General features: G+C 61.0%; 14 protein-coding genes. All 14 read left to right on the top strand.

The window, feature by feature from the left end; translation table 11 throughout:
• The first annotated feature begins 44 nt into the window (after window positions 1–44).
• On the top strand, window positions 45–986 hold the full coding sequence (locus LKX83_RS00805; RefSeq protein WP_227879935.1) for a DNA-3-methyladenine glycosylase family protein: 942 nt from the start codon (window positions 45–47) through the stop codon (window positions 984–986).
• Between the two features lie 120 nt (window positions 987–1,106).
• On the top strand, window positions 1,107–1,670 hold the full coding sequence (locus LKX83_RS00800; protein WP_227879934.1) for a glycerol-3-phosphate responsive antiterminator: 564 nt from the start codon (window positions 1,107–1,109) through the stop codon (window positions 1,668–1,670).
• A 198-nt stretch (window positions 1,671–1,868) separates the two neighbouring features.
• Window positions 1,869–3,536, top strand: a complete 1,668-nt coding sequence (locus tag LKX83_RS00795; RefSeq protein WP_370638993.1) for a glycerol-3-phosphate dehydrogenase/oxidase — start codon at window positions 1,869–1,871, stop codon at window positions 3,534–3,536.
• 76 nt (window positions 3,537–3,612) lie between these two features.
• Complete coding sequence (locus LKX83_RS00790; protein WP_227879933.1) at window positions 3,613–3,903, top strand: hypothetical protein; 291 nt, start codon at window positions 3,613–3,615, stop codon at window positions 3,901–3,903.
• A gap of 239 nt (window positions 3,904–4,142) precedes the next feature.
• The gene (locus LKX83_RS00785; protein ID WP_227879932.1) at window positions 4,143–5,471 is read left to right on the top strand and encodes an ABC transporter substrate-binding protein; all 1,329 of its coding nucleotides are present in this window, start codon (window positions 4,143–4,145) and stop codon (window positions 5,469–5,471) included.
• A 78-nt stretch (window positions 5,472–5,549) separates the two neighbouring features.
• Window positions 5,550–6,452 carry a carbohydrate ABC transporter permease gene (locus LKX83_RS00780; protein WP_227879930.1) on the top strand — a complete coding sequence of 301 codons (903 nt, stop codon included), beginning with the start codon at window positions 5,550–5,552 and terminating at the stop codon, window positions 6,450–6,452.
• A gap of 1 nt (window position 6,453) precedes the next feature.
• On the top strand, window positions 6,454–7,284 hold the full coding sequence (locus LKX83_RS00775) for a carbohydrate ABC transporter permease (RefSeq protein ID WP_227879928.1): 831 nt from the start codon (window positions 6,454–6,456) through the stop codon (window positions 7,282–7,284).
• Between the two features lie 59 nt (window positions 7,285–7,343).
• On the top strand, window positions 7,344–8,060 hold the full coding sequence (locus LKX83_RS00770) for an N-acetylmannosamine-6-phosphate 2-epimerase (protein ID WP_227879926.1): 717 nt from the start codon (window positions 7,344–7,346) through the stop codon (window positions 8,058–8,060).
• A 129-nt stretch (window positions 8,061–8,189) separates the two neighbouring features.
• Entirely contained in the window at window positions 8,190–9,632 is a 1,443-nt protein-coding gene (locus LKX83_RS00765) for an ArnT family glycosyltransferase (protein ID WP_227879923.1), read from the top strand.
• On the top strand, window positions 9,608–10,669 hold the full coding sequence (locus LKX83_RS00760; protein WP_227879919.1) for a Gfo/Idh/MocA family protein: 1,062 nt from the start codon (window positions 9,608–9,610) through the stop codon (window positions 10,667–10,669). Before LKX83_RS00765 ends, LKX83_RS00760 begins: the two co-directional genes overlap by 25 nt.
• Window positions 10,670–10,705: 36 nt before the next feature.
• Window positions 10,706–11,551 carry a Gfo/Idh/MocA family oxidoreductase gene (locus LKX83_RS00755; RefSeq protein WP_227879917.1) on the top strand — a complete coding sequence of 282 codons (846 nt, stop codon included), beginning with the start codon at window positions 10,706–10,708 and terminating at the stop codon, window positions 11,549–11,551.
• Between the two features lie 244 nt (window positions 11,552–11,795).
• Window positions 11,796–13,154, top strand: coding sequence for an ABC transporter substrate-binding protein (locus LKX83_RS00750; RefSeq protein WP_227879916.1), 1,359 nt, complete (start codon window positions 11,796–11,798; stop codon window positions 13,152–13,154).
• A gap of 67 nt (window positions 13,155–13,221) precedes the next feature.
• Window positions 13,222–14,145, top strand: coding sequence for a carbohydrate ABC transporter permease (locus tag LKX83_RS00745; RefSeq protein WP_227879915.1), 924 nt, complete (start codon window positions 13,222–13,224; stop codon window positions 14,143–14,145).
• Window positions 14,142–14,972, top strand: a complete 831-nt coding sequence (locus LKX83_RS00740) for a carbohydrate ABC transporter permease (protein WP_227879914.1) — start codon at window positions 14,142–14,144, stop codon at window positions 14,970–14,972. Before LKX83_RS00745 ends, LKX83_RS00740 begins: the two co-directional genes overlap by 4 nt.
• Window positions 14,973–15,033: the final 61 nt, after the last annotated feature.

Here is a 15,033-nt window from a genome sequence, read left to right as displayed (position 1 = left end):
ACGGGTAAAGGCGGCAATCGCCGCATAGAGGAGGCGGGGAGCATATGAAAGTCGGAAGCGAAGCGGCTGCCGCGCGCCCGAACGAAGAAGTCGCGGATTTATCGATCCCAGTACCCGAGCCGTTCTCCTTCAGAGAGAACTGCCGCTATTTGGCCGGCGCCACCCAAGAATGCCTGTACGCGATTCGGGAGGACGGCATTTACAAGGCAATTCCGATCGGCGAGGAGGCACCGGTCGTCCGGATCCGTGAGTCGGCGGACGGTCGCGCGCTCGAGGTTCGGTTTCTGGACCGGTCGCCGCCGTCCGAATCGGCGATGATCGGGGTCGACCGCTACATTCGGGACTGGTTCGATCTCGACCGGGACCTGTCGCCGTTCTACCGTCTGGCGGAGCGGGACGAGCTGCTTGGCCGGGCGGTTTCGGCCTTTCCGGGCCTTCGCAACATGGGGATCCCGGATCTGTTCGAAGCGCTCGCCTGGGGGATTATCGGGCAGCAGATCAATCTCTCGTTCGCCTACACGCTGAAGCGGCGGCTGGTCGAACGATTCGGACGCAGCGTGACTTGCGGAGAAATGACGTATTGGACGTTTCCGACCGCGAACACCGTCGCGGAATTGACTCCGGAAGACCTGGCCCCGCTGCGCATGACGGCGAGGAAGGTCGAGTATCTGATCGGCGTGGCGCGTCTGCTGTCCGAGGGCCGGCTCAGCCGGGAGTCGCTCCTGGCGCTCGGAGACCTGAAGCAGGCGGAGAAAGCGCTCGTCGGCATTCGCGGCATCGGCCCTTGGACCGCCCACTATGTGCTGATGCGATGCCTGCGGATGCCTGCCGCGTTTCCCGTCGACGATGTCGGCCTGCAGCTGGCCATTCAGCATTTGACCGGCATGGCGCGCAAGCCGACGCCCGCCGAGATTCGGCAACTGGCGGCGGGATGGCAGGGATGGGAGTCGTACGCGACGTTTTACCTGTGGCGCTTTCTCTACTGAGCGAAGAAGCTAGCGTCGGGTTGGATGGTCTGAGATGTGCTGACTTGCGCGCGACCTGCCGACGTCTTCTCGGCTATAATACACTTATCAGCGAAACGAGAGAGCCGAGGGGGAAGGGGCATGGCGTTTCACGGACAGCGGATTTTGCCCGCCGTGCGCAAGATGCGAGATTTGGAGAAGCTGATGCGGATGCCGTTCGACTACGTCGTTCTGCTGGACAGTCACATCAGCCAGATCAAGCCGATCCTGGATTTGGCGAACGCGCACGGCAAGCGGGTGCTCGTGCATGCCGATCTGATCGAAGGACTGAAAAACGACGAATACGCCGCCGAGTTTCTGTGTCAGGTCATGAAGCCGGCAGGGCTCATTTCGACTCGCGCGAGCGTTATCGCGAAGACGAAGTTGAACGGTCTGCTCGCGATCCAACGGCTGTTTCTGCTGGATTCGCATGCGCTGGAGAAGAGCTACGCGCTGCTCGAACGGACCAAGCCCGACTTCGTCGAAGTACTCCCCGGCGTTATGCCGCATATGATCGAGGAGGTATTGGAGCGAACGGGCATCCCGGTGTTCGCCGGCGGACTGATCCGGGCGGTGTCGGACGTGGAGCGGGCGATCGAGGCGGGCGCCTCCGCCGTCACGACGTCCCGTGTCGAGCTTTGGCGGCATTTTGCGGAGACGCCGTAGCGTCTAGCATCAAACCGGGCGTTCGCCGCATTTGCCAAAGACGCCTTTCCAACGATCGCCGGATATGGTAAGATGGGACCTAAGTTAATAGAAGGTTGGAGAACGGGAGACACCGCGACGCACGGCTGCGCTTTGGGCGCAGCCGCTGATGTTGCGGTTTTTTGTCGTTTGCACACCGCAGAGGAGGCGTTATCCATCATGGCAGGGGGCATGTCAGCCGTCCACCGGACCGACCGGTTGGCCGAAATGGAGCGGGACGTATGGGACGTATTGGTGATCGGAGGAGGCATCACCGGCGCGGGCATCGCGTTGGACGCGCAGGCGCGGGGAATGCGGACCGCGCTCGTCGAAATGCAGGACTTCGCCACCGGCACGTCAAGCAGGTCGACGAAGCTCGTTCATGGTGGGTTGCGTTATCTCAAGCAGTTCGAGATCAAGATGGTCGCGGAGGTCGGCAAGGAGCGCGCCGTCGTCTACGAGAACGGGCCTCACGTCACGACGCCCGAATGGATGCTGCTGCCGATCTATCGCGGCGGCACCTTCGGAAAGCGTTCGACCTCGATCGGGCTGGCGCTGTACGACTTCCTCGCGGGGGTGAAGCGCGGGGAACGCCGGACGATGCTCTCCCGGGAAGATGCGCTGTCCCGCGAACCGCTGCTTCGAACCGAAGGACTGAAAGGCGGGGGCTACTACGTCGAGTATCGCACCGACGATGCGCGGCTGACGCTGGAAGTGATGAAGAAAGCGGTCGAGCTCGGGGCGACGGCGGTCAACTACGTTAAGGCGGAGGAACTGCTTTACGAAGAAGGACGGCTCACGGGTATTCGCGCGGCGGATCGGATCGGGGGCGGCGTCCATATCATCCGGGCGCGGAAAATCGTCAACGCGACGGGGCCGTGGGTCGACACGCTTCGAGAGATGGACCGCTCCAAGCACGGCAAGACGCTGCGGCTGACCAAGGGCATTCATCTCGTCTTCGACGGAAACCGGTTCCCGCTCCGGCAAGCCGTCTATTTCGATACGCCGGACGGGCGGATGCTGTTCGCGATTCCGCGCGACGGCAAAACCTACGTAGGCACGACGGATACGGATTACGAAGGCGACCCGGCGCGACCGACGATGACGGCGGCGGACCGCGATTACGTATTGGGCGCCGCCAACGGAATGTTCCCGGAGTTGAAGTTGACGCCCGGCGACGTCGAGTCCAGCTGGGCCGGGTTGCGACCGCTTATTTATCAAGAGGGCAAGTCGCCTTCCGAAGTATCCCGGAAGGACGAGATTTTCAGGTCGCCCTCCGGGTTGATTACGATAGCGGGCGGCAAGCTGACGGGCTACCGCAAGATGGCCGAGACGGTCGTGAATCGGATTTCCCGCGAACTGGTGGCCGAAGGGAGGGGACCGTTCCGTCCTTGCGAAACGAAGGAGCTGCGGCTGTCCGGCGGAGACGTCGGGGGTTCGGAAGGTTTCCCGGCCTTCGTCGAGCGCTGGCGCGCCGAGGGTGTCCGGCGAGGACTGAACGAAGCGGCAGCCGCGCGTCTCGCCGCTCGCTACGGCTCCAATTGCGAGGCGGTTCTGGCGCTGCTGCCGCCCGCCGGCGAGGGCGGAGCCATGCCTCCGGAGCTGACGGCCCAACTGCGGTACGCGATCCGCAAAGAGATGGCGGTCCGCCCCGTCGACTTTCTCGTCCGCCGGACCGGCGCGCTCTACTTCGACATCGCGCTCGTCCGAACGTGGAAGTACGAGGTCGTCCGCCTGATGGCGGAAGAGCTCGGCTGCGATGAGGATCAGAAGCGCACATACTCGGAGGAGCTGGAGCGCCATCTGAGCGAAGCGGTCCAACCGACAGACGAACCCTTGCAATCATAACGGAATGCTCGACATGTCATGCAGGTGCGCTGCTGCGATTCTTGAACGAAGAAACCGGCAGCATTGCGATTGGACCATGGTCACCATGGCGCTGGGGAATACCGTCCGCGAAATCGGCGTGATTGTGGGCACCAAATCCGCGATGGACCGGATGGCCGTTCATTTGACGGGCAGAAATGACGAAAGAGGGAGTCGTGGACTCCCTCTTTCGCATTCGGCGGGCAGAATCGATTACAAGGTGGCGGTGAACATCGAACGCGCCTGCTCATCTGCGCCTGAGAGGCAATTTATTCAGCCGCTTCTTCATCCGCCGGAAGCCGACCGACAATCACGAATGGTCAAAAATTGGAGCCGAGCTCCGAAATAAGGTCGCATTATCGACACTTCCTAAGGAGAGGTGGCGCGACATTGGCAGGTTTCCACGCGAAAAAGGAGGAAAATTCTTTTTAAGATTAAATATATGGAGAATATATTTACATTCGAACAGGCGCCTCGTATAATCGGTAATGTAAGTGCTTCCGATTTGATCAGGCGGTTCGATCGTCAGGCAAGCTTTGCTAGAGAATCTATTTTATCCGCATTTTACCCACAAGGAGAGGTTCGCGTATGAACAAGAACAAGATTGGCAAAACCGCGCTATCCGGCATCGCCCTGCTGCTGACCGCAGGCGCAGTTCTTTCGGGATGCGGAGGCAGCGGCGACGGGGGCGCTTCGCCCGACGGCGCAAGCGGAGGGAAGTCGAACGGCAAAAAGTCGAAGGTTACGGTCTGGTATTTATGGGGGGGCAAGGAAGGGGAAGTCATCGAAGGCGCCATCAAACGGTTCAACGAAAGTCAGGATCAATACACGGTCGAAGGGCTGTCCGTGCCGGATGAGCAAAAGATCAAGGTCGCCATCGCCGGCGGCAAAGGTCCCGACCTGACGGACTCCTTTGCCAGCAACGTCGCGCAGTACGCCAAGGAAGGCATCGCCCTTCCGCTGGAGGATCTGATCGCCAGAGACAAATACGACATGTCCGACTTCGTGCCCGCGACGCTCGAGCAAGGCAAGTACGACGGCAAGCTGTTCGCGCTGCCGCTCAACATCAACATGAACGCGATGTTCTACAACAAGAAGCTGCTCGCCGATGCCGGTTATTCCGAACCGCCCAAGACGAGCAAAGAACTGATCGAGATGGCGGCGAAGTTGACGAAGACGAACGGCAAAGGCGAGATCGAGATTTTGGGCTTTCCGTCTTATCCGGGCTTCCCGTTCCAAGCGCTCACCTACGGGTTCGGCGGCACCTATCTGAGCCCCGACGGCAAAAAGGCGACCTTCGACCAGCCGGGCGCGTTGGAGGCGCTGAAGGCCATCTACGATTACAACAAGCAATTCGGCGTGGATAACATCAAGCAGGTGCAGGCCACCGGCAAATGGCTCGACCCGACGGATCCGTTCATGGCGGGCAAGCAGGCGATTCGCTTTGACGGTCCATGGCTCTCGACGTTTATGGCCAACAACAACATCAAGCTCGATTACGGCCTCGCGCCGCTGCCTTATTTGGACGGCCACGAAGATCTCGCCGGCAGCAACGAGGCGCAGAGCTCGATCTTCTACATCGCCAAAAACTCGAAGAACGTGGACGGCGCCTGGGAATTCCTGAAGTTCATGTACTCGGCGCCAGAGCTTGCGAAAGTCACGGGCGGCATGGGCAACATCCCGGCGCGCACGACGTCGATGAAGGATCCGGTGTTCCAGACGATCGCGGACGCCGACAAGTTCATGGAATTCGCGCAAAACGCCAACGTCAAATCGCTTCCGAACATCGCGCAGCTCCCCGATCTCCTGAACAAAGTCGTCAAGGAGGAAGGCGAAGCCGTCTTCAACCTGAAGAAAACGCCGGAAGAGGGCATCGCGGCCATGCAGAAGCGGGCGCAGGAGCTGCTCGACAAGTAATCGACATCACGGCGAATACACCGGATCGTGCTCATGCCGCCCGGCGCGGGCACGGTCCATCGGATGGAGGACGGGAAAATGCGCAGGAAAGCGAATCTGACGGGGCTGTTGTTTTCCGCTCCGTTCATCTTGGGATTGCTGGTATTCACGCTATATCCGACGGGCGCGTCTCTCGTGTACAGCTTCTCCGACTTCAACTTGTTCAAGCCGCTCACGTGGGTTGGCCTGGACAACTACAAGTGGATCTTTCAGGAGAAGGAAGTGGCCAAGAGTATTCTCAACACGCTGTACATGGTGGTGCTGGCGACGCCGGTCAGTTTGATCGCGGGACTCCTCACCGCTCAGTTGCTTAACCTGAAGGTCAGGGGACAATCGATCTTTCGGACGTTTTTCTACATTCCGTCCATCGTGCCGGTCATCGCCTCGTCTCTCGTGTGGATGTGGGTGCTGAATCCGAAGAGCGGCCTCATCAACTCGCTGCTCGACCTGGTCGGGCTGAGAGGGCCGAACTGGCTGCTCGACGCCGCGTGGACGAAGCCTTCGCTCATCCTCATGACCGCTTGGGGCTCGGGCGGGGTTATGATCATTTTCCTTGCGGCGCTGCAGGACGTGCCGCGCAGCTTGTACGAATCCGCGGAGATCGACGGCGCGGGCGCGGTTCGCAAGTTTTTTTCGATCACGCTGCCGAGCATTTCGCCGATCATCCTGTTTCAGCTCGTCATGAACTTGATCGTCTACTTTCAGTACTTCGCCCAGGCGTTCATGCTCGCGTCGCTGACGAACTCGGGCGCCGACCAGACGATGGCCGGTCCGGAGAAGTCGCTGCTGTTCTACGCCATCCTGCTCTATCGGGAAGCTTTCGTCGACTTCCGGATGGGTCACGCCAGCGCCATGGCGTGGGTCCTGTTCCTCATCACCGCCCTCGTGACCTGGCTGGTCTTCCGATCGTCCAGGCGCTGGGTGACCTACGGAGGCGATTAAGATGACGATGGTGACTCGTAAAATTGTTCCGTATACGCTGCTCGTGCTGCTGAGCCTCGTCTTTGCCGCGCCGCTGCTATGGCTGCTGTCCACGTCGCTCAAGTCCAAAGACCAGCTGTTCGTGACCAAGCCGCTGTATTTTCCGTCGGCGCCGCGCTGGCAAAATTACGCGGACGTCTTTCAGACGATCGACTTCGTGCGGCTGTCGGCCAATACGCTGCTCGTCACGCTGCTCACCGTCGCCGGTCTCCTGATCTCGGCGCCGCTCGTCGCCTACGCGACCTCCCATATCGAATGGCGGGGGAAAAAACCGCTGTTCGCCGTCGTGCTCGCGACGCTGCTGCTGCCGTATCAGGTGACGATGGTGCCGCTCTACATCGTCTGGTCCAAGCTGGGCGCGATCGGCACGTACGTGCCGCTGGTGCTTCCCGCGTTTCTGAGCGCGGGAGCGGGCTACTACGTGTTTCTCATGCGCCAGTTTTTCATGACGATTCCGAATTCGCTCGTTCAGGCGGCGCGCATCGACGGCGCCTCGGAATTCCGCATCTACGCGCAGATCATGCTGCCGCTTTGCAAGCCCGTCATCGCGACGGTCGGCGTGCTCGTGTTTCTCAGCACATGGTCGGACTTTCTCGGGCCGCTGCTCTACCTGAACGACGAAAGCACCTACACGTTGTCGCTGGGGCTGTATGCGTTCATGCAGACGCATTACGTCGAATGGGAGCAGTTGATGGCCGCTTCCGCCATGTTTACGGTACCGATCATCGTTTTGTTTTTCCTGGCGCAGAAGCAATTCATCGAAGGCATCGCGCTCACGGGCATCAAAGGGTAAGGGAACGCGTCCTTGCCGCCGTCCATCCAACATCCTTCAACAGAAACCGGTGAGTGCATATGAGCAAACCAATCGATCTGGAAAGCTTCAAGGGAGGCATGGTCGTCTCCTGCCAGGCCTATCCCGGCGACGCGACGTACGGGAGCGAGATGATGGTCCGATTCGCGCTTGCGGCGCTTGCGGGCGGGGCGACCGCCATCCGGGCGAATTCGCCTCCCGATATCGCCGCGATCCGCCGGGCGGTCCAGGTACCGTTGATCGGCCTATGGAAACGCGTCTACCCGGACTCGGACGTTTATATTACCGCCACGTTGTCCGACGCCAAGGCGGTCGTCGCCGCCGGCGCGGATATCGTGGCGATGGACGCCACGAAACGCCGTCGTCCCGGAGGGGAGCGGCTTGCGGACATCGTGGCCGCGCTGAGACGGGAGACGGACGCGCTCCTGATGGCGGACGTCTCGACGCTGGAGGAAGGCGTCCAGGCGGAACGGCTCGGCTTCGATATCGTCTCGACGACGCTGTCCGGATATACGCCGTACAGCCCGCAGACGAGCGACCCGGACTTCGCGTTAATCCAAGCGCTGAGCCGCAGCGTCCGAGTGCCGGTGTTCGCCGAAGGCAGGTTCCACACGCCGGAGCAGGCGCGGCGCGCCCTGGAGAGCGGGGCGCAGACCGTCGTCGTCGGCACGGCGCTGACGCGGCCGCACGTGATGACCCGCAAGTTCGTGGACGAGATCGCGCTCGCGCGCGATCATCGACAAGTCGAGAGGGGATGAGCCGATGAGGCTTTCAGAGCACCGCATGTGCCGACCGTCCGCCGCGGAGACGCGCGTGGCACAGGTCGACGGGCGAGGAAAGGGGAGCCGTTCGGCAGACGGCCTCCCTGGACGGGCGGCGAGCCCGCCTTGAGGGCTGTTCTGGCGATCGTCGGCGCACTGTTCTATGCGTGGGTGCTGATTCAATCGCTGCCCACGGCGGCCGCCCGCTTCGGCGGCGGCTACTGGGAAGCCGTGCTCTGGATCGTCCTCGCGATCTTCGCCGTGTTGGCCGCGGCGGCGGCCGTACGCCGACTCGGTACGCGGACCTTTCTCGTCGCGATCGCCGCGGCCGGACTCGGCGTCCGCATCGCCTGGGTGCTCTGGATCGACACGCCGCCGGTGTCGGACTTCAAGGACATGCTCGACGCGGCGATCCGGGGCGCCGCCGGGGATTTTTCGTTCGCGGGCAACGAATATTTCGGCAGATGGGCGTACCTCATGGGCTTCACCCTGTACGAGACGGTCGTCGTGAAGCTGGTCGGCCCGTCGGTCCTCGTGCTGAAACTGCTGAATGCCGCGTTCAGCGCGGCCACCGCTCTCGTCGTGTACCGGATCGGCCGCTCGGTCTTCGGCGAGACGACCGGCCGGATCGCCGCGGTGCTCTACGCGTTTTATATTCCGAACGTGCTCATGTGCTCCGTCCTGACCAACCAGCATTTGTCGACGCTGCTGTTTGCGCTCGGCTGCTGGCTGCTCGTATTCGGACGGCTCCGAACGCGTTACGGCTGGCTGTGGATCGGTCTGCTCTTCGTTGCCGGTCAGATCATCCGTCCGCTCGGGGGGTTCTACGCGGCGGGCGCCGTCGTCTACGGATTGGTCGTGCTGCTGCGTCGGCCGGGCCCGATTTCGCGGCGCGCGATCCTGCTCCGACTGGCCGGACTCGCCGCCGTCTATCTGATCGGAATGCAGCTCGTCAGCCAAGCGTTGATCGGCGCGGGCTTCGCCCGGTACCCGCTTGCGGCGCAGGAGCCATACTGGAAGTTCATGGTCGGAATGAACGTTCAAACGACGGGCGGCTGGTCGCAGGAGGACACGGATTACGCGCTGTCGTACCGTCTTGGGTCTGAGCGCGACGCGGCGGAGCGCACCCTCCTCCTGGAGCGGCTCCGTACGGTCGACGTGCCCGCGTTGCTCTGGGCCAAAGCCAAGCTGCTCTGGGGCGGCGAGGATGCTTCGGCTTACTGGAGCCTGTTTCAGACGCCGCAAGCCGATCTGCAGGCGCCTTACATCCGGGCCGAACGCGTGCTCTACGCGGCGATGGCCGCATTCGGCGTCGTCGGCATGCTGGCGCTGTGGCGCCGGCGCGAGGAGGACGAACAGGGAGAGATGCTGCTGGCGATGCTCCTCCTCGGCTACGCGGTCATCCACCTCGTCATCGAGATCCAGACGCGCTATAGGCTCGATATGATGCCGGCTTTCATCCTTTTGCTGAGTTATGGCGTCCGGACCACCGCCGTCCGGTGCGGCCGCTGGAAAAACCAACTATTCGATTGGAGGCGTTTCTCATGGAAAAAATCAAAGTCGCTGTAATCGGTTGCGGCACCATCGCCAATTCCGCGCACATCCCGGCTTACATGGCGAATCCGGATGCGGAGATCAAATACTTTTGCGATATCGACCTGACCCGCGCGGAACAGGCCGTTCAAAAATACGGCGTCGGCCAGGCGGTCGCGGATTACCGGACGATTCTGGAAGACCCGGAGGTCGAAGCCGTCTCCGTCTGCACACCGAATCATGTGCACGCTTCCATTTCCATCGACTGCCTGCGGGCGGGCAAGCACGTCCTGTGCGAAAAGCCTGCCGCCCGGACCTATGCCGAAGCGCTGGAGATGCAGAAGGTCCAGAACGAGACGGGCAAGGTGCTGAACATCGGGGTCGTCAACCGGTTCAACACGGGGGTCAACAAAATTAAAAAGCTGATCGAGGACGGCGAACTTGGCGAGCTCTATCACGTATATGTCAGCTTCCGGGCCCACCGCTCCATTCCCGGACTCGGCGGCGCATTTACGACCAAGGCGATCGCGGGCGGCGGCGCGCTCATCGACTGGGGCGTCCATTTCCTCGATATCGTCATGTACTGCTCCGGCGATCCGCGTCCGAAGACGGTATCCGGCCAAGCTTACAGCAAGCTGGGGGTCGAGATGGAGAAGTACGCGTACATCGACATGTGGGCCGGTCCGCCGGACTATAAAGGGACGTACGACGTCGACGACTTCGTCACCGCGCTCATCCGGACCGAAGGTCCCGGCATCACCGTGAACGGCGCCTGGGCGCAAAACATCGGGGAGAGCGAGATGTACATCGACTTCCTCGGCGACAAGGCGGGCATTCGCCTCCAGTACGGCTCCGACTTCAAGGTGTACGGCTCGAAGGACGGCTCGCTCACGGAGACGATGCACAAGTTCAAAAACGACAACCACTTCCAACAGGAGATCGACGGCTTCCTCAAGGGCATCCGTACCGGCGAAAAGCTGCCGTCCCACATCGACACCGTCATCCTGACGTCGCAAATTTTGCAGGCGATCTACGACTCCTCCGACCGCGGAGCCGAGATCGCGCTGGGCTGACCGAATGCTCCGAGGAGCCAAAAGGGGGAGAAGCGCTTGAAGAAAATCGGCTTTATCGATTACTTCCTGGACGAATGGCATGCGGAGAAGTATCCGGACTGGATCAAGGAAGCATCGGGCGGCGAACTGCAGGTCGCCTATGCTTACGGACTCATCGACGCCCCGAACGGGCGGACCAACGCGGCATGGTGCGAGGCGCACGGCGTGGAGCTGCTGGATTCGATCGAAGCGGTCGTCGAGCGGAGCGACTGCCTGGTCGTGCTTTCGCCGGACCACCCTGAGCAGCACGAGGCGCTGTGCCAAATCCCGCTGCGCTCCGGCAAACCGACTTACGTCGATAAGACGTTCGCGCCCGACCGGGAGACGGCGATTCGACTGTTCGAGCTGGCGGCCGCGAACGGGACGCCGATCTTCTCCACTTCGGCGCTTCGGTACGCGACCGAATACGACGGAGCGGCTTCGCTGGACATCGCGACGATCCACAGCGTGGGGCCGGGCCGGTTCGACAACTATTCGATCCACCAGATCGAGCCGGTGATCGCGCTCATGCGCGGCACGCCCGACCGGGTCATGGCGATCGGCACGCCGGAGGCGCCGGCGATGTTGATCGGGTTCGCGGACGGACGTCAGGCGGCGATCCACCACTTCGGCTGGGAGTGCCCGTTCGCGATGACGCTGAACGATAAGGACGGGCATGCGCATACGCTGAAGGTGGAGTCGGACTTCTTCGCGGCATTTGTCCGGCGCATGGTGAAGTTCTTCGAAACGGCCGCCCCGCCGGTCGCGCCGGAGGAGACGATCGCGATCGCCTCCGTCATCGAAACCGGCCTGCGCGCGCTCGAGACGCCGTACGAGTGGGTCCCGATTCCGGCGACGGCCTAGCGGCGCGTAAAAAACCTTGCAGCGTTTCGAAATAGATAAGAACAGCAACGACGACTTTCGGTCGTTGCAGCGGCGCTCGGCGAGTTTGAGCGTGCTGCAGCGATCTTTTTTTGTTTTCGGGTCAGAAAGGTTTGGTTCGGCGCGCAAGGGTCAAGTTTATCGAATTCGCGCATAGATTGGGATACGAGCGAAAGCGCTTAACGAAGATGCTCGCTCGATACGCAAGTCTAAGGAGGAGATACGTATGCGCAATCAGGGGCTCAAGGTGCTGACCATGCTGCTGCTGACGGCACTCGTGCTCATGGGCTGCTCGCAGCGATCGGGAACCGGCGGCCAAGCCCAGCCGAGCGAAAGTTCCGCGACGCCGTCCGCATCCGCCGCTCCGTCGCAGACGGACAGCCCTTCGCCGAGCAAGCCGGATGCAGGCAGCGGGGAGAAGATCAAGCTTACGGTCTACAGCACGATCGGCGAGTTGAAGAACCAAGAGATGATGAAATCGATCGGAGACGCCTTCACGAAGGAAAATCCGAATATTTCCGTGGAGTTCCAGTTCCCGGGGGCGGAGTATGAGAATATCCTGAAGGTCAAAATGGCGGCGAACGATTTGCCGGACGTGTTCGACACGCACGGCTGGGCGGTCATTCGGTACGGCAACTATCTCGCCGATCTGCGGGACGAAGCTTGGGCGCCCAACCTGACGGATACAATCAAGCCGGTCGTGACCGACAAAGAAGGCAAAGTAGAGGCGCTCGTGCTTAGCGAAGCCAAGGACGGCATCTCCTACAACGCCGAAATCCTCGAGCGATACGGCATCCAGCCGCCGACGACGTTCGACGAGCTCATGGCTGCGGCGGACAAGATCAAGACGGAGAGCAAAGGCCAAGTGACGCCCTTCTTCATGTCCGGCATCGACAACGGCATGATCGGCGGCTTCCTCGATCTTTACTCCACTTCGATGTATATCAGCCCGCAGCAAAATCAAGCGAGCAAACTGCTGGACGGCACGTTCGATTGGAACAACTGGACGCCGTTGGCGTCGAAGCTGCTGGATATGCAAAAGAAAGGCTATATCAACAAAGACGCCTTGACGGCTAAATATACCGACTTGCCCAAGCGTTTCGCCCAGGGCAAGGTCGCCTTCGTATTCGGCGCGCCGTCGTTCGCCGACGAAGTATATAAAACGAATCCGGACGCGAAGATCGGCATCATGCCGCTCACCACGATGGTAGAAGGCGACGCGCCGACCTTCTCCGGAGGGGAGCGGTATACGATGGGCGCATGGAAGGACGGCAAGCATCTGGCGGAAGCCAAAAAGCTGATCGCCTTCTTTGCCAAGCCCGAAAACATGACGACGATCGCCAATGCGACGAAGCTGCCGCCGGGATTGAAGGATATCCCGTCGCAGCACGAGTTCGCTTCCTATTACGAGCAGTTCAAGGACATTCGAGTGTTCCCTTACTTCGACCGCGTCTACTTGCCGAACGGCATGTGGGACGTCATGTGCAAGACGGGCACTTCGCTCGTTTCGGGACAGACGACCCCCGCTCAGTTCGCCGACAAGATGAAGCAGGAATACGAGCGGCTGCGCAAGCAACAAGCCTGAGTAGGCCGGGGAGGGCCGCCGTTCTCCCCGGCCCGTCGTACGTCAGCCGAAGAGGAGGGAGCCTGTCATGTCCGAAACCAAGCCATCCATCCGCCGAACCCGTGCCGCAGCCGGCCGGCGGGCGGCCAGGCGAGATGCTTGGGTGAACCTCATGTACGTGCCGGCGCTGCTGCTGTTTCTCGTTTTCATCTTTTATCCGTTTCTGCGCGGCATTCAGATCTCGTTCACGAACTGGGACGGATACAACCAGCACTACAATTGGATCGGGCTCGAGAACTATAGCCGGATCTTCCGAGATCCCGACATGGGCAAAATCGTCCGCAATACGGCCGTCTACGGCATCGGCAGCGCCGTGCTGCAAAATTTGATCGGACTGCTCTACGCGCTTTTCCTCAGCCAGTCGATCCGTACGCGCGGGCTCGTCCGCACGGTTATTTATTTGCCGGTCATCATCAGCGGGTTGATCATGGGCTACATTTGGTACTTCTTTTTCCAATACGACGGCGGGGCGATCAACGACATCCTCCTGCTGTTCGCGAACGAACCTGCCAACCTGCTGGGCAATCCCAACGCGAACGTCTGGATCATCACCTTCGTCAACACGTATCAGTATTTGGGCATCGCGATGGTGCTGTTTCTGGCGGGATTGCAGTCCATCCCCAGGGACTACTACGAGGCGGCGACGATCGATGGCGCCGGCGTTTGGACGAGATTCGCCCGGGTTACTTGGCCGCTGCTCGCGCCGGCTTTCACGGTGAGCATGGTGTTGAATCTGACCGGCGGCCTCAAGCTGTTCGAAGTTATCGTCGCCATGACGAACAGCGGGCCCGGATATGCCTCCGCCTCGATGTCTTCCTTTATGTACCTGCTGTACTTCGGCCGCGAAGACGCAGGCTATGCCGCGACGGTCGGTATTCTCATGTTCGTCCTGATCTCGATCGTCAGCCTCGTGGCGTTGGTTTGGCTGCGCAGAAGGGAGGTGCAGACATGAGCATACCCATGTCCCGGACGCGCCGGAGCTGGATGAACGCGCTGTCGCTCGTCATCTGTCTCATTCACATCCTGCCGTTTTACATTCTCCTCACGACGTCATTCAAGGCGGACGACGACCTGAGCTCCAAGTGGAATTTCCCGGGTTATCTCTACCTGGACAACTTCGCGGACGCCTGGCGGGAGGCGAATTTGGCGTCCGCCTTCAAGAGCAATCTGATCGTGACCGTCTGCGCGGTGTTCCTCATCGTCGTCGTCGGGTCAATCGCGGCATATCCGCTCTCCCGCCGCCAGACGCGGTGGAACAAGTTCATCTACGCCCTGTTCGTTTCCGCGCTGATCGTTCCGGCGCTTACGATCCTCGTTCCGCTTTATAAATTCATGGTCGACATCGGCGGGATGAATCGGTATTGGGGCATCGTCTTGCTCCATGTGACATTTAACTTGCCGACGACGATCTTTCTGTACACCGGCTTTATCAGCACGATCCCGCGGGAGTTGGACGAAGCGGCAATGATCGACGGGGCCGGCAGGCTAAGCCTCTTTTATCGTATCCTGCTTCCGCTGCTGAAGCCGATCACGGCCACCGTCATCATCCTGAGCGGCGTCGCGGTTTGGAACGACTACACGTTCTCGGTATTTTTCCTCCAGCATGTCGACACCCGGACGATCACCGTCGCGCTGTCCGCCTTTTTCACGCAATTCTCCAGCAACATCGGTTGGGTCGCGGCCGGCTCGCTGCTCGCCGCGCTGCCGATGATCGTCGTGTATCTCTTCCTGCAGCGGTACTTTATCGAAGGGCTCGCTTCCGGCGCGGTCAAAGGATAGCATCCGCTGTCGTCGCTGCAGAGGAATGCGGGGGGAGCGCGGGATCCTTTGCCGCCGGCTA

The organism is Cohnella baijiui (assembly GCF_020731285.1).
GTDB lineage: Bacteria > Bacillota > Bacilli > Paenibacillales > Paenibacillaceae > Cohnella.
Note: the sequence above shows the minus strand (reverse complement) of the source record. Positions and strands in the feature narration are given on the sequence as shown.